Source organism: Streptomyces sp. NBC_00988, from assembly GCF_045162645.1.
Lineage (GTDB): Bacteria > Actinomycetota > Actinomycetes > Streptomycetales > Streptomycetaceae > Streptomyces.
This window is the reverse complement of the sequence record NZ_CP108730.1, coordinates 10,363,866-10,379,237: the sequence shown is the minus strand read 5'-3', so window position 1 is coordinate 10,379,237 and position 15,372 is coordinate 10,363,866. Positions and strand designations below refer to the sequence as shown.

General features: G+C 69.3%; 12 protein-coding genes and 1 tRNA gene. 11 read left to right on the top strand and 2 right to left on the bottom strand.

The genetic code is table 11. The annotated features are described in order from the left end of the window. Positions 1-36: 36 nt before the first annotated feature. The 7 genes from OG496_RS46915 (at position 37) to OG496_RS46885 (ending at position 10,433) form a co-directional block, all read left to right on the top strand. Positions 37-3,282: a discoidin domain-containing protein gene (locus tag OG496_RS46915; RefSeq protein ID WP_405976843.1), complete on the top strand. Its 3,246-nt coding sequence runs from the start codon at positions 37-39 to the stop codon at positions 3,280-3,282. Positions 3,283-3,364: 82 nt separating this feature from the next. Continuing rightward, positions 3,365-4,462: an enolase C-terminal domain-like protein gene (locus OG496_RS46910; protein WP_405975234.1), complete on the top strand. Its 1,098-nt coding sequence runs from the start codon at positions 3,365-3,367 to the stop codon at positions 4,460-4,462. Between the two features lie 32 nt (positions 4,463-4,494). Next, positions 4,495-5,877 carry an extracellular solute-binding protein gene (locus tag OG496_RS46905; protein WP_366491959.1) on the top strand — a complete coding sequence of 461 codons (1,383 nt, stop codon included), beginning with the start codon at positions 4,495-4,497 and terminating at the stop codon, positions 5,875-5,877. Beyond that, positions 5,874-6,806, top strand: coding sequence for a sugar ABC transporter permease (locus tag OG496_RS46900; protein WP_366491960.1), 933 nt, complete (start codon positions 5,874-5,876; stop codon positions 6,804-6,806). The genes OG496_RS46905 and OG496_RS46900 overlap by 4 nt, the downstream gene beginning before the upstream one ends. Then, entirely contained in the window at positions 6,803-7,717 is a 915-nt protein-coding gene (locus tag OG496_RS46895; RefSeq protein WP_366491961.1) for a carbohydrate ABC transporter permease, read from the top strand. The genes OG496_RS46900 and OG496_RS46895 overlap by 4 nt, the downstream gene beginning before the upstream one ends. 29 nt (positions 7,718-7,746) lie before the next feature. Further along, positions 7,747-9,441, top strand: coding sequence for a class I mannose-6-phosphate isomerase (locus OG496_RS46890; protein WP_405975233.1), 1,695 nt, complete (start codon positions 7,747-7,749; stop codon positions 9,439-9,441). Next, positions 9,438-10,433, top strand: coding sequence for an ROK family protein (locus OG496_RS46885; protein WP_405975232.1), 996 nt, complete (start codon positions 9,438-9,440; stop codon positions 10,431-10,433). The genes OG496_RS46890 and OG496_RS46885 overlap by 4 nt, the downstream gene beginning before the upstream one ends. Here OG496_RS46885 and OG496_RS46880 read toward each other — a convergent pair. Then, positions 10,415-10,488, bottom strand: a tRNA-Pro gene (locus tag OG496_RS46880). The genes OG496_RS46885 and OG496_RS46880 overlap by 19 nt on opposite strands. Before the next feature lie 99 nt (positions 10,489-10,587). Between OG496_RS46880 and OG496_RS46875 the strand changes: the two genes are divergently transcribed. The 4 genes from OG496_RS46875 (at position 10,588) to OG496_RS46860 (ending at position 14,637) form a co-directional block, all read left to right on the top strand. Continuing rightward, positions 10,588-11,109, top strand: a complete 522-nt coding sequence (locus OG496_RS46875; protein ID WP_405975231.1) for a DUF309 domain-containing protein — start codon at positions 10,588-10,590, stop codon at positions 11,107-11,109. A gap of 99 nt (positions 11,110-11,208) precedes the next feature. Then, entirely contained in the window at positions 11,209-11,982 is a 774-nt protein-coding gene (gene cobF / locus OG496_RS46870) for a precorrin-6A synthase (deacetylating) (RefSeq protein ID WP_405975230.1), read from the top strand. A gap of 74 nt (positions 11,983-12,056) precedes the next feature. Next, the gene (locus OG496_RS46865) at positions 12,057-14,135 is read left to right on the top strand and encodes an MDR family MFS transporter (protein WP_405975229.1); all 2,079 of its coding nucleotides are present in this window, start codon (positions 12,057-12,059) and stop codon (positions 14,133-14,135) included. A gap of 43 nt (positions 14,136-14,178) precedes the next feature. After that, positions 14,179-14,637 carry a hypothetical protein gene (locus OG496_RS46860; protein WP_405975228.1) on the top strand — a complete coding sequence of 153 codons (459 nt, stop codon included), beginning with the start codon at positions 14,179-14,181 and terminating at the stop codon, positions 14,635-14,637. On the opposite strand, the gene OG496_RS46855 is transcribed toward OG496_RS46860, so the two are convergent. Continuing rightward, entirely contained in the window at positions 14,621-15,370 is a 750-nt protein-coding gene (locus OG496_RS46855) for a cobalt-precorrin-6A reductase (RefSeq protein WP_405975227.1), read from the bottom strand. The two genes, OG496_RS46860 and OG496_RS46855, sit on opposite strands and share 17 nt — an antisense overlap. Positions 15,371-15,372 lie beyond the last annotated feature (2 nt).

The window sequence follows — 15,372 nt, the reverse complement described above, 5'->3', positions numbered from 1 at the left end:
TCTCATCCGTCTGCGCGCAGGGGCGCCTCCGTGCCGCTGCGAAGAAGTTTCACGGCCGTCTGCTCGGTCGCCGTTGTGGCCGCTCTGCTGAACGCCGTGCCGGCCCAGGCGGCTCCCCCACCGCCGGACCTGAACGTCTATGTCTCCCCGACCGGCCGGGACGTGGGCTCCGGTACCGCCGCCCACCCCTTCAAGACCCTCGACCACGCGCGGGACTACGTACGCGACGTCAAGCAGAAGGCCAAGGGCGACATCCATGTCCGGCTCCTGTCCGGCACCTACCAGCTCAGCCGCACCTTCGCCCTGACCGCCCGGGACTCCGGCCGTGACGGACACCGGATCTTCTACGAGGCCGCGCCCGGCGCGCACCCGGTGATCAGCGGGGGCAAGCAGGTCACCGGCTGGACCCCGGCCGACTCGGCGGGGAAGGTCTACAAGGCCAAGGTGGGTGACATCGACACCCGACAGCTGTACGTGGACGGCGAGTTGGAGACCCGGGCGCGCAGCGGCAAGAACCCCGCCGGGTTCAGCCAGACGTCCACCGGCTACGCCTTCACGGACTCCAGTCTCAACGCGTACAAGCGTCCCTCGGACCTGGAGGTCGTCAGCTCCTGGGGCTGGAAGCTGATGCGCTGCCCCGTGCAGTCGATCGCCGACAACAAGATGACGATGCAGCAGCCCTGTTGGCACAACGCCCATCTCCAGCAGGGCCAGGAGATCCAGAACCCCACCTGGCTGGAGAACGCCCGCGAGCTGCTGGACACCCCCGGTGAGTGGTACCTGGACAAGGGCGCGGGCGAGATCTACTACATGCCCAAGGCCGGCCAGAACCTCTCCACCGCGAACGTCACCGTGCCGCTGGTGCAGGACCTGGTCGACCTCGACGGCACCAGGACCGCCCCGGTCAGCAACGTGTCCTTCCGCGGCATCACCTTCTCCAACTCCACCTGGCTCGCGCCCAGTTCGTCCGAGGGCCTCATCGAGGGCCAGGCCGGTTTCCGGATGGTCGGCAACGACCCGACCTTTGACGCGACCCGCCTGAAGTGGCAGAAGACGCCCGGCGCGGTCAATGTCAGCTACGGCCACGGCATCGGCTTCGAGGGCAACACCTTCACCCATCTCGGCGCGGTCGGGCTGAACTTGAACACCGGTACCCAGGGCACCGACATCACGGGCAACGTCTTCCGCCAGATCGCCGCCACCGGCATCCAGATAGGCGGGGTCGAGGTGATCGACGCCCACCCCGACGACCCCCGGGACATCACCAAGGACACCAGGGTCGACAACAACGTGGTCACCAAGGTCGCCGACCAGTACAACGGCTCCATCGGCATCCTGGCCGGCTACACCGACCACACCACCATCACCCACAACAAGGTCTACGACCTGCCCTACACCGGCATCTCCGTCGGCTGGGGCTGGGGCCTGACCGACCAGGGCGGCGACACCAACTACCCGGGAAACCTGGGCGTTCCGATCTGGGACACCCCCACGACCAGCCGCGACACCGAGGTCACCGACAACGAGATCTACGACATCATGAAGTCGCAGGCCGACGGCGGTGCCATCTACACGCTGAGCTCCAACCCCGGCGGTGTGGTGTCCGGCAACTACATCCACGGCACACCACCGCCCGCCTACGGCGCGATCTACCACGACGAGGGCAGCCGGTACTGGACGAACACCGGCAACGCCCTGTGCGACGTGGCCTACCAGTGGCTGTTCCTCAACCACGGCATGGACATCGACGCCACGGGCAACTTCACCACCCAGCCCGCCTACTCCACCCAGGCCAACAGCACGGGCAGCACGATCAGCGGCAACACCACCGTGGGTTCCTGCGCCCAGCTGCCGGCATCCATCGTCAACAACGCTGGCCTGCAACCGAGTTACCGCCACCTGGACCCGGACCCCGCCGTCACCGACCACCAGGCACCCAGCAGCCCCGGCACTCCGAGCGCGGTTACTGACTTCCCGACGATCGCGGACCTCACCTGGCCCGCGTCCACCGACGACACCGCCGTCACCGGCTACTCCGTCTATCGCGACGGCAAGCTCGTCAGCGCCACGGGCAGCACCTCGGTGCGCCTCCCGGGCCTGACCGCCGGAAAGACGTACACCTTCAAGATCACCGCCCGCGACGCCGCCGGCAACGAGTCCCAGCCCAGCCAGGCGCTCAAGGTCACCATGCCGTCCGGCTCCGACCTCGCGCTGAAGAAGCCGATCACCGCCTCGTCGTACTCGGAGGCCAACACCCCGGAGAAGGCGGTCGACGGAGACCTCTCCACCCGCTGGGCCCAGGGCCTGGGCCTGCCCGATCCGTCCTGGATCCAGGTCGATCTCGGTGCGTCGTACGACGTGAACGGCGCGATCACGACCTTCGAGAAGGCCAGCGGCTACAAGTACCGCATCGAGGTGTCCCCCGACGAGGTCCACTGGAAGACCCTCGCGGACCGCACCGCCGCGAACACCACGGCGGCGACCGACTACGCCCACACGGACACCCCGGTCGCGGGCCGTTTCGTACGACTGACCGTCACCGGCTCCAGCTGGAACGGCGGCAGCATCTACGACTTCCAGGTCTACGGCACCCCGAGGACCGTCACGGACCACACGGCCCCGACCGCCCCCGGACAGCCCACGGTCAAGCCACTGCTGCCCAGCCTGGTGGATGTGAGCTGGCCCGCGTCCACCGACGACACCGGCGTGACCAGCTATGTCGTCTACCAGGACGGCAAGCGGATCGCTGTCACCGACGCCACGACCCTGCGGGTCTCCGGCCTGACCGCCGCCACCCAGTACACCTTCACCGTCGTGGCACGCGACGCCGAACTCAACGCCTCCGCGCCCAGCCCGGCGGCGGTGGTGACCACCCCGGCCGACAACGACCTGGCCCTGAACAGGACGGCGACCGCGTCCTCCGAGTCGGAGGGCTACGCCCCGGCGAAGGCGGTCGACGGCGATCTGACGACCCGCTGGGCGCAGGGCCTGGGACTGCCCGACCCGTCCTGGCTCCAGGTCGACCTCGGCAAGGACACCGCCGTCTCCGCCGTGGTCACCACCTTCGAGTTGACGAGCGGCTACAAGTACCGCCTGGAGTACTCCACCGACGGCCAGAACTGGTCGACGTTCGAGGACCACACAGCCGACAACACCACTGCGCGGACCAACTACGCCTTCGCCGGCACCCCCGTCACCGCACGCTTCCTGCGCCTGACCGTCACCGGTTCCAGCGGCAACGGCGGCAGCATCTACGCCCTCCAGGCGTACGGCGGCTTCTGAGCACTCCGATGCGGAGTACTCGGATTCCGGATACTCCGCGTCCGAGCCGAAACCTTTCTCCCTACAGAAGACGAAAGCCAGGATGAAGATCACCCATGTCGAAGTGCACCGGATCGATGTTCCGGCAGCCAGTCCGCCCTTCCGCTGGCGCGACGGGCTGAGCGGCAGCGCTCCGGTGGGCGACGGCGCGGTCCTGCACATCGGGACCGACGAGGGAGCCGAGGGCGTGGCGGTGTTCGCCCGTCCCGGCGCCCACTCCATGCTGCGGGACCTGGTGGACCGGGTCTTCCGTGCGGAACTGGTGGGAGCCGACCCGTTCCAGCGGGAGTGGCTGTGGCACCGGGTGTGGGAGCTGGACCGTATCCACGAACTCCCGCTCCCCGCCCTGGGCCTGATCGACATCGCCCTGTGGGACCTGGCCGGCCGCTACCACGGCGAACCGGTCTGGCGCCTGCTCGGCGGTTTCCGGGACGCCATCCCCGCCTACGCCTCCACCTCGACGTTCGCCGGTATCGCGGAGTTCCTCGACGTGGCGGACCAGTGCCTGGAGTTGGGCTACCGAGGCATCAAGCTGCACGCCTGGGGCGACGCCCGCCGTGACGCGGAACTGTGCCTGGCCCTGCGCGAGCACGTCGGTCCCGACGTCCCGCTGATGTACGACGGTTCGGCGGGCTTCGACCTGCCCGACGCGATCCGGCTGGGGCGGGCGCTCTCCGAGGCCGACTACCTCTGGTACGAGGAGCCGATGCGGGAGTTCAGCATCTCCGCGTACCAGAAGCTGGCGGAGGTCGTGGACGTACCGCTGCTGGTGGCCGAGACGTCCGACGGTGCGCACATGAACGCGGCGGACTTCATCCGGGCCGGTGCCGCCACCTTCGGTGTCCGGGCCGGCACCACGCTCCGGGGCGGTGTCACCGGCGCCATGCGCACCGCGCATCTCGCCGACGCCTACCGGCTGCGGGCCGAGGTGCACGGTTCGGACATCCCCAACCACCACCTGTGCATGGCCATCTCCAACACCACCTACTACGAGTCCCTGGTGACCTCGGTGAACGTCGTCCGGGAGCGCCACGTGGACGACCAGGGCCTGGTGCACGCCCCCACGGGGCCCGGCATAGCCCTTCCCCTCGATTTCGGCTACGGCAGCCAACTCCTGCCGTTCGTCGAGCAACCGCGCTGAGCGGCACAAGAACAGAAAGGCAAGGCAAGACGATGGAGTCTTCCCGATCTCGGAGAACCGGCCGGCGTCACTCGCTGCTCCGCGCGGCGGCCGTCACGCTGTCCCTGGCCACCGCGGCCGCCCTGGCCGGCTGCGCCAGCGCCGACACCACCCCTTCCTCCGCCAAGCAGTCGGCGTTCAAGCCGGTTGCGCAGAAGGCGAGTTCGCAGATCACGGTGTGGGCCGACTCGACCCGGCTGCCGTCGGTGCAGGCCTACCAGAAGTCTCACCCGGACGTGAAGATGAAGATCGTCACGTACGACGGCGGCGCCGACGGTTCGACGTATCTCCAGTCGAAGGTGCAGCTCTTCGACCGGACCGGCAGCGGCTGGCCGGACGTGGTGTTCGGCAATCCGACCGACGTGACCTGGGCGTCGGAGGCCACCAAGCCCGGCGCGCAGCCGTTCGCCGCGCCCCTGGACGAGAAGCTCGTCCCGCAGAGCACGCTCGACGGCTTCGCCAAGGGCTCCCTGACGCCCTGTCAGTTCAACGGCCACACCTACTGCATGCGCAACGACATCGCGCAGGTCGTCCTCTGGTACAACAAGTCCCTCATGGACAAGTGGGGTTACCAGGTCCCCACCACTTGGGAGGACTACGAGGCCCTCGGCACGAAGGTCGCCAAGGAGCACCCCGGCTACCTCGTCGGTTCGGTCGGTGACACCAACTCCCATGAGTCGTACTTCTGGTCGGGCCAGTGCCCGGCGTTCAGCGTGACGAAGCCGGACACCCTGCGCACCGATCTGCAGGACCCGAAGTGCACCCGGATGGCGAAGCTGCTGGACAACCTGATCAGCGCCAAGGCCGTCGCCACCCAGGGCTTCTTCAGCCAGGGCTTCGCCAAGGACAGCGGCTCCAAAGTCCTTATGGCATACGGCCCTTCGTGGTACGGCCAGTACCTCTTCAAGGCCGGCTTCAAGACTCCGGCCAAGCAGATCGCCGCGGCGCCTCCGCTGACATGGAAGGGAGAGAGCACGGCCGCCACGGGCAACGTCGGCGGCGGCGTGTGGATGGTGTCCTCGCACAGCGCCAACCTCAAGGCGTCCTCGGATCTGGTGACTTGGCTGACCACCTCCGACGCGAACCAGGCGACCGCGCCCACCTACCCGGCGTACACCCAGGCCGCGAAGGCATGGCTGGCGAACCCGGCCAACAAGGACTACTTCGCCAATGACGTGAGCGGGCCGTTCGAGCAGGCCGCGAACGAGGTGTGGACCGGCTGGTCGAACACCAGGTTCTCGGACTCCACCGCCTGGTCCAGCGTCGTGCTCCCGGCCCTGACCGCCGGAAAGAGCCTGCTGGAGACGCTGCCGGCCTGGCAGCAGGAGATCGCCGGCGAGGCGAAGACCCAGGGCTACAAGGTGGTCGATCAGTGACCCTGCTGGAGACCGAGCGCGTCGCCGTCTCCCCCGTGCGCCGCCGCACCACGCCGCGGCGCACGGGCCGCGGTCGCGCGGGCTACTTCTTCGTCGCCGGCTACGCGCTCCTGCTGCTCGCGTTCGGCGTCTTCCCCACCGGGTACGCGTTCTACCTGTCACTCACCAACGACCGGGGCCAGTTCACCGGGCTCAACCAGTTCACGAAGGTCGTCCAGGACTACCGCTTCGCCCCGGCCTTCACCCACATGCTGATCTATCTGGTCATGTGGCTGGTGACGCTCGTCGTCCTGGTCGTGCTGACCGCCGTGGTCCTGCGCAGCCGCGTGCGGCCGGGCACCTCGGCGCTCTTCCGGTTCCTCTACTACATCCCCGGCGCCCTCGCCGGAGTGGCGAGCGTGCTGGTCTGGCTGTTCATGCTGGACCCCGACGTGAGCCCGGTGTCACGGCTGCTCACCGCCCTGGGGTTCAAGACGTTCGCCGCCGTCCTGGCGCCCGGCAACCTGCCGCTGATCCTCATGCTGATCGCCTTCTGGACCGGCGCCGGAGGCTGGATGGTCGTGATGTACGGGGCGTTGAACAACATCCCCGACGAGGTGCTGGAAGCGGCCCGCATGGACGGCGCGGGCCCGTGGCGCACCGCCTGGCACATCCAGATCCCGATGATCCGGCAGTGGATCGTCTACATGGCGATCATGGCCTTCGCGACGGGCACCCAGTTGTTCGTGGAGCCCCAGCTCCTCCAGACGGCCAGCCTCGGCAGGGTCAGTCCCACCTGGTCGCCGAACCAACTCGCGTACGTCTACGCCTTCCAGCAGGGCGACTTCAACGGCGCCGCCGCCATCTCCGTCGTCCTCCTCGCCGTGGGCCTCCTCGCCGCCGGTCTCCTGGTCGCCCGCTCGAACCTGTTCACGTTGGACGAGAAATGACACAGACGACTCTGTCCCTGACGGCCATGAGGCGACGCGTCCGCCTGTCAAAGAGCCTCCCCTTCCTGGTAGTCGGACTCCTCCTGGCCTTTCTCCTGGTGTTCTTCGTGCTGCCGGTGATCTGGCTGCTGCTGGCCCCGTCGAAGACCGCCGGCGAAGTGGTGCGGGACAATCCGCTCTCCTTCGGTTCGTTCCATCAAATAGGCACCGCCTGGCGGCACTTGTTCGCCTTCCAGGACGGCGCCATGACGAGGTGGCTGCTCAACTCGGCCATCTACTCGGGCGGTTCACTCGTCCTGACGCTGGCCGTCAGCGTTCCGGCCGGCTACGCGCTGGCGCTGACGAAGTTCCGGGGACGCAAGACGCTCCTCGTGATCACTCTGGTCACCATGATCATGCCGCAGGCCACCCTGGTGCTGCCGATCTTCCTGGAGCTCAACCGCTTCCATCTCATCGGCACCGTCTGGTCGTTGATCCTCCCCTTCTCCTTCTATCCGTTCGGCGTGTACCTGGTCTACATCTACTTCGGGAGCAGCCTCCCCAAGGACCTGCTGTCCGCCGCGCGCATCGACGGCTGCACGGAGTGGCAGCTCTTCGCTCGCATCGCGCTCCCGCTCGCCAAGCCGGTGGTCGGACTGGTCGCGTTCTTCAGCTTCGTGGGCAACTGGAACAACTTCTTCCTGCCGTATCTCGTGTTGCCGAACAGCGAGCAGTTCCCCGTCCAGGTGGGCCTGAACCAACTGCTCACCTCCACACCGTCGTTCAACCCCGTCGCCGGCGCGGGACTGAACATCACCATCCCCGAACTCGCCCTGGCCATCATCATCGCCATCCTGCCCGTGCTGGTGCTCTTCCTCTTCTCGCAGCGCACCCTGGTGTCCGGGATGCTCGCCGGATCGAGCAAGGAATGAGCGGCGCCCTGTCCGCGAAAGGAAACCCCGTGTACCAGCTCGATCCGCGCTACGCCCCCGCCCCACAGGCCGTCCTCCACACCGGATGGCAGGCAGTGGCCTCCCAACTCCCCACCGGCCCCACGGTGTTGGCCATCGACGGCCCCCCGTCGGTCGACTGGCCCCTCCTCGCCGACCGCCTCGAACACGAGCTGACCGACCGCGGCACCCCCGTCACCCTGCTCGACATCCGGAGCCACTACGCACCGCCGACACACATCAGGAGTCGTACCGAACGCCTGGCGGACGCCGACGACCCCTACTTCCGCAAGCTCGCCGACAACCCCCTCGACGACCTCTTCGAAACCCTCCCGGTACCGGCACCACCACAGGCAGGACTCCTCCTCGTCTACGGCCCCGGCGCCGCCCTCGTGGAGCACGACCTGCTCTGGTACGCCGATGTGCCCAAGCGCTACGCGGAGGCCGCCGTCGGAGCGGGTGAGCCGGGCGCCAACCTCGGACTGCCGGGCGAGAAGCCCGACTTCAGGCGGTTGTTCTACATCGACTGGCCGATGCTCGACCGGCACCGCGACGCGCTCGCCCACCGCTTCGACGCCTGGCTCGACGTACAGCACCCCGACCAGCCCGCATGGATCGACGGAGCGGGCCTGCGCGCCACGTACGCAGCCCTGGCCCACAAGCCGGTCCGCACCCGCCCGTACTTCAACTCCACTCCCTGGGGCGGCCATTGGGCCCAGCGCGAGCTCGGCTTCAACCCCGACTCTCGTAATACGGCCCTCGGTTACGAACTGATCGCACCCGAGGCCGGCATCCTCATCGGCACCGGACCGGAGGCCCAGGCCGAGGTGCCGTTCCAACTCCTGTGCGTGCTGGAACCGTTGAGCGTGCTGGGGGCAGAGGTGCACGCCCGCTTCGGCACGTCCTTCCCGATCCGCTTCGACTACCTGGACACCGTCGGCGGCGGCAGCCTCTCCGTGCACTGCCACCCGAAGGAGCCGTACATGCGCGAGCGTTTCGGCTGGGCGTACACCCAGCACGAGACGTACTACCTGACCCTCGGCAGCACCGACACCAAGGTGTTTCTCGGCCTGCGCGAGGACGCCGACGTGGACGTCTTCCGCAAGGAGGTGGAACGGTCCATCACCGACGGAGTACCCATGGACCCCGAGGACCACGTCCTCGCCTTCCCCGCCGAACAGGGCCAGTTGTTCATGATCCCGGCGGGCACCCCGCACGCCAGCGGCGCGGGCAACCTCGTCCTGGAGATCAGCGCCACCCCCTATCTGTACAGCCTGAGGTTCTACGACTGGCTGCGGCCCGGCGCCGACGGCAACCCGCGCCCCCTCCCTTACGAGCACGGATTCGCCAACCTGGAGACCGGACGACGCGGGGAGGCCGTCGCCCGTGACCTGGTCCAAGAACCGCGCACCCTGCGCGAGGGCGCCGGTTGGCGGGAGGAGGTCATCGGCGCGCTGCCCGAGATGTTCTACGAGGTCAGGAGGTTCGTCCTCGACGCCGGGGCCGAGGCGGTCGACGACACGCAGGGACGGTTCCACATCCTGAACGTGGTGGAAGGGGAAGGCGTCACGGTGCACACGGCGGCCGGAGACCGGCACGAACTGGCCTACGCGGAAACACTCACCGTGCCGGCCGCGGTCGGCCGCTACACCCTGCGAGCAGCAGCCGGCGGCCCGGTGTGTGTCGTGAAGGCGTTGGTCCGTTGATCCCTGTCCTGGAGATCGGCGGCAGCCACGTCACCGCGGCGCTCGTCGACCTGCGCGACGGACGCGTCACCAGCCGTACGCGCACGCCGCTCGACGCGGACGGCGACGCCGAAGCCATACTCGGCCGCGTACGCGACTGCGCCGACGGACTGCCGGTGCCGCCTGGCGCGCGGTGGGGCGTGGCGGTGCCCGGGCCGTTCGACTACGCAAGGGGGATCGCCCTCTTCAGGGGCGTGGGCAAGTTCGAGGCCCTCTACGGGATGGACGTGCGGCGAGCGCTCCTCCACGGACTGCGACAGCGCCCCGGCGACATCGTGTTCCTCAACGACGCCCACGCCTTCCTGACCGGCGAGTGGTCGGCAGGCACCGTCCGCGGGCACCGCCGCGCCGTGGGCATCACGCTCGGCACCGGTGTCGGCTCGGCGTTCCTCGCCGACGGCCGCATCTGCGACACCGGTCCCGGCATACCGCCCGAGGGCCGGATGGACCTCACCGAGATCGACGGCCGACCACTGGAGGACACCGTCTCCCGCAGGGCGATCCTCGCCCGCTACGGCGACCCCGCCGCCGATGTGCACGACATCGCCGGACGTGCCAGAGCGGGGGAAGAGCGAGCCCGGCGGGTACTGGACGACGCCTTCACCGGACTGGGCATCGCGCTGGCCCCGCGCATGGTGGGCTTCGGCGCGACCGCCCTGGTCGTCGGAGGCTCCATGGCCCGCTCCTGGGACCTCGTCGCCCCCGCCCTGTCCACGGGTCTCGTGACCGGGGGCTGGACACCGGACGACCCGCGCGCCTGCGCGGATCCGCTGCCTCCCGGAGCCCGTGCGATCAGACCTGCCAGCTCTGCGGGGGACGCCGCACTGGTGGGCGCGGCCCGCGCGGCAGGCGGCGCGCTCCACCCCGAGGACGGGAAACGCCCCATACGAAAAGGGCCCCCGCAAGCTCTCGCCTGCGAAGACCCTTCACACCGTCGGGACGACAGGATTTGAACCTGCGACCCCTTGACCCCCAGTCAAGTGCGCTACCAAGCTGCGCCACGTCCCGGTGCGCTTCCCACGGAGAACCGTGTGATCGCGCGAACAGCACTTTACCCCACGCCCAGGGGTGTGCCGAAGCCGGTGCCGGGCGCGGGACAATCGTCGTATGAGCGACACAACCTCAGGCGGTACGGCCGGCGCGCGGGACCGGGACGGCGAGGGGCGGGCGCGCAATGCCCGGCCTCGGGACGGGCTCGGGCGACCGTTGCCGTACGACGCGGACGGTGTGGCGCGGCAGCCCGAGGGGGTCGTGCGGGCGCCGGAGGACACCGTCGTCGAGGCGCAGGCGCTGCTCGACGAGGGGAAGCCGTTCCACGCGCACGAGGTCTTCGAGGACGCCTGGAAGTCGGGGCCGGACCAGGAACGTGCCCTGTGGCGCGGTCTCGCCCAGCTCGCCGTGGGTCTCACGCACGCGGCCCGGGGCAATGTCACCGGCGGGGCCCGGCTGCTGCGGCGCGGCGCCGGGGGCGTCGAGGAGTGGGCGTCCCGGTCGGGGCGGGAGCGACCGTACGGGATGGATCTCGCGGGGGTCGCGGTCTGGGCGCGGGAGCTCGGGGACGACGTGGAGCGCGGCGGCGGGAGTGTCGACGCGGAGGCGCGGGCGCCTCGGCTGCGCGGGACGTCGTAGCCGAAGCGATGTTTGGTTCGACCCTGATTGACCCGCTCTGTATCGGTGCGTGCCGGTGCGGTGTACGGACTGTCAGTGGCGTGGGGCAGACTCGGGGGTGTGCGAAAGATTCATGTCATCGGTATCGGCGCGGGCGACCCCGAGCAGCTGACCCTGCAGGCTGTCAGGGTGCTACGGAGCACGGACGTGTTCTTCATCCTCGACAAGGGCGAGGTGAAGTCGGACCTCACCCAGCTCCGCCGGGACATGCTGGACGCGCACATACCGGAGGGGACGTACCGCCTGGTCGAGGCGCGGGACCCGGAGCGGGACCGGAAGGCGGGGGGTGCCGCGTACTCGCCCGCGGTCGGGGACTGGCGCAGTGCCCGCGCGGAGATCTATGAGCGGCTCATCGCCGAGGAGTTGGGCGAGGACGAGAGCGGCGCGTTCCTGGTGTGGGGCGATCCTTCGCTGTACGACAGCACGCTCGGCATCCTGGAGGAGATCCTGGAGCGGGGTGCGGTGGAGTTCGAGTACGACGTCGTGCCCGGCATCAGCAGTGTCTCGGCGCTCGTCGCCCGGCACCGCACGGGGTTGAACCGGGTCGCGCGCCCGGTGCAGATCACCACGGGCCGACGGCTGTCCGAGGGGTTCCCGGAAGACGTGGACGACGTGGTCGTGATGCTGGACGCGCACCAGGCGTTCCGGCGGTACGCCGACCAGGACATCGACATCTACTGGGGCGCGTACCTGGGCACCCCGGACGAGATCCTCGCCTCCGGTCCGATAGCCGAGGCCGCCCCGCGCATCGAGCGGCTGCGCGCGGAGGCCCGTGAGCGCAAGGGCTGGATCATGGACACGTATCTGCTGCGCCGGCACCCGAAGAACGAGTAGCGGGCGGGGGCGGCGGGGCACCCGAGTGGACCGCCCCGTATGCAGGAGGGGCCTACCGGTGTGAAAGTGACCCCGTGACAGTCGCCGAGGAAACCGCGCTGCCTTCCGCGCAGCAGCCCCCTGTGCTGGACTCCCGCCGCCGCAACGTCGTCTTCGTGACGATCATGCTGGGCATGCTGCTGGCGGCCCTCGACCAGACGATCGTCGGTACGGCCCTGCCGACGATCGTGTCCGACCTGGGCGGTGCCGAGCACATGTCATGGGTGGTCACCGCCTATCTGCTCGCGGAGACCGTCGCGACCGTGCTGGTCGGCAAGTTCGGCGACCTGTTCGGCCGCAAGGTGGTCTTCCAGGTCTCGGCGATCGTGTTCATCACGGGCTCGTTCCTGTGCGGTCTCTCCACCAACATGACGCTGCTGATCGCCTGGCGCGCGGTGCAGGGCATCGGCGCGGGCGGCCTGATGGTGACGGCGATGGCGCTGATCGCCGACGTCATCCCGCTGCGGGAACGCGGCAAGTACCAGGGCGCGATCGGCGCGGTGTTCGGCGTGGCCACGGTCATCGGACCGCTCCTGGGCGGCCTGTTCACCGACCACCTCACCTGGCGCTGGGCGTTCTACGTCAACGTGCCCATCGCGATCGTCGTCGTCATCGCGGCGGCCCGCACCATCCCCGTGGTCAAGTCGGCGATGCGGCCCGTGATCGACTACCTGGGCATCGCGCTCGTCGCGGTCGGCGCGAGCTCGCTCATCCTGGCGACGAGTTGGGGCGGCAACGAGTACGCGTGGGGTTCGTCGACCATCATCGGCCTGTTCGTGGGCGGTGTGATCGCGCTCGGCCTGTTCTGCTGGGTGGAGACCCGGGCGGCACAACCCATGCTGCCCATGCGGCTGTTCACCAACCCGGTGTTCACGGTCTGCTCGATCCTCAGCTTCATCGTCGGTTTCGCGATGCTCGGCGCGCTGACGTATCTGCCGACCTATCTGCAGTACGTCGACGGCGACTCGGCCACCGTCTCCGGGGTGCGGACGCTGCCCATGGTGATCGGGCTGCTGATCGCGTCCGTCTTCAGCGGCAACGTGGTCAGCAAGACCGGCCAGTACCGCATCTTCCCGATCATCGGCTCCGCGGTGATGGGCGTCGGGCTGTATCTGATGTCCCTCATGGGCCCGGGCACCGGCGCGTTCCTGGAATCGGTGTACATGTTCGTGCTCGGCACCGGCATCGGCCTGTGCATGCAGGTGCTGACGATCGCCGTGCAGAACACCGTCGAGTACACCGACCTCGGCACCGCGACCTCCGGCGTCACCTTCTTCCGTACGCTGGGCAGTTCGTTCGGTACGGCCGTCTTCGGCACGATCTACGCCAACAGCCTGGGCCCCAACCTCAAGGACGGGATCGCCTCCGCCGCGAAGAGCAGCGCGCTGAACCCGGCCGTGATCACCAAGGCGGCGACCAGCCCCGAGGGCCTGCACAAGCTGCCGCACGCCGCCGCCGCGCCGATCATCAACGCGTACGCCGACACCATCCACACGGTGTTCCGGTGGACGGTCCCGGTCGCGGTGATCGGCTTCGTCGTGGCCCTCTTCCTCAAGCAGGTCGAACTGCGCGACAGCGCGCGGAAGGGCTCCACCGACATGGGCGAGGGCTTCGCGTCACCGCGCGGCGGCGACTCGCAACGGCTCCTCGAAACGGCCGTGGGCAAGGTCATCGGCAGCACGGACCTGGACACCGCCCGGCGGATCATCACGGACTCCGACACCCGGCTGGACGTCGCCGGCGCCTGGGCCGTGATGCAGGTCGAACTGTTCGGCAGGATGGTCGGCCACGCGAGCCTCGGCCTGATCGCCGCCCGCCGCCACATGCCTCCGGAGGTGCTCCTCCCGGTCTTCGACCGCATGGTCCAGGAGGGCTATCTGACCCGCGACGGCTACCTCCTCTCCCACACCGCGGCCGGCGAACGCGAGGCCGAGGTCATCGGCAGGGCGTGGGGCAGCTGGCTGGAGGACCGCGTCCAGCAGGACATCGGCCGCCCCTCGGGTACGGACCTGCGCGCCGCGGTCGACTCCATCGCCAAGCGGCTCCTCGTGGAGGACCTGAGCTCCGGACTGCCACAGCGCGCGGCGGAGTTGGAGTCGAGCTCGGCGCCGTGAAAACCGGGTGCCCGGTGAGAGGGACGGTGGTCATACTCGCGGCATGACCCCGACGCCCGTGCGCTTCCACGACCCGCGCGCCACGCTCGCCGACTTCGCGTCGTCGATACTGGTCCGCTGCCCGCGCTGCGAGCGGATCGCGCACTTCGGGCGAGGGCCCTGCACCACCGCCGACGGGGAGGGCGGCAGGTGCCGGGAGTCCCGCGTGATCTGCCGGTCCTGCGGCCTGTGCCGGATCGACATGCACCGGTACTTCCGACCGCCCTTGTGGCTGCAGACCGAGACCAGGCACGGCCACCTCTGGGCGTACAACCTTGAGCACCTCGATCCGATCAGGCGATTCGTCGCCGCCGACCTGCGCGAACGCGCACCCTGGTACGACACCGGGCAGAAGATGACGCTGGTCGCCCGCCTCCCGGCCTGGATGAAGAGCGCCAAGAACCGTGACGAGATACTGCGCGCGGTGGACCGTCTCCGCGCCACGGTCATCGCCCCGGGCTGAGCCCCAGCCGCTCCAGCACCCCGGCCACATCAGGCACCGCGCCCACCCCGTCCGGCAACGGCGGCCGTCGTACGACCACGACCGGGACGCCCGCCTCCCGCGCGGCCGTGAGTTTCGCCGCCGTCGCCGCTCCCCCGCTGTCCTTCGTCACGACCACGTCGATCCGGTGTTCGCGGAGCAGCGCCGCCTCGTCGGCGACGGTGAAGGGCCCGCGCGCCAGCAGCACCTCGACGTCCGGCGGCATCGGAGGCTCGGGCGGCTCCACCGACCGTACGACGAAGCGCAGTTGGGCGAGATGGGCGAAGGCGGCCAGTCCGAGGCGGCCGGTGGTGAGCAGTACCCGGCGCCCGAGTGCGGGCAGTGCCTCGGCGGCCTCGCTCAAGGAAGCGACCGGGTGCCAGTGGTCCCCGGGCCCCGGCTGCCAGCCCGGCCTGCGCAGCACGACCACCGGCAGCCCGGTCGCCGCACCGGCCCGCGCCGCGTTCGCGGTGATCGTCTCGGCGAAGGGGTGGGTGGCGTCGACGACGGCGTCCACGTGGTGCTCCCGCAGCCATGCGGCCAGCCCCTCGGCTCCGCCGAACCCGCCGATCCGTACGTCCCCTGCCAGCGCGCCCGGCCGTGACACCCGCCCGGCGAGGGACGTGGTCACCTTCACCTCGGGAAGTGCCGTCAGCTCGGCGGCCAGTTCACGTGCCTCGGTGGTGCCGCCGAGGATCAGGATGTGCGGGGACATGC

Excerpts from the sequence above, each read along its gene's own strand:
- OG496_RS46895 (WP_366491961.1), top strand. The coding sequence starts at position 6,803 with ATGACACAGACGACTCTGTCCCTGACGGCCATGAGGCGACGCGTCCGC.
- OG496_RS46910 (WP_405975234.1), top strand. The coding sequence starts at position 3,365 with ATGAAGATCACCCATGTCGAAGTGCACCGGATCGATGTTCCGGCAGCC.
- OG496_RS46855 (WP_405975227.1), bottom strand. The coding sequence starts at position 15,370 with ATGTCCCCGCACATCCTGATCCTCGGCGGCACCACCGAGGCACGTGAA.
- OG496_RS46875 (WP_405975231.1), top strand. The coding sequence starts at position 10,588 with ATGAGCGACACAACCTCAGGCGGTACGGCCGGCGCGCGGGACCGGGAC.
- OG496_RS46860 (WP_405975228.1), top strand. The coding sequence starts at position 14,179 with ATGACCCCGACGCCCGTGCGCTTCCACGACCCGCGCGCCACGCTCGCC.
- OG496_RS46905 (WP_366491959.1), top strand. The coding sequence starts at position 4,495 with ATGGAGTCTTCCCGATCTCGGAGAACCGGCCGGCGTCACTCGCTGCTC.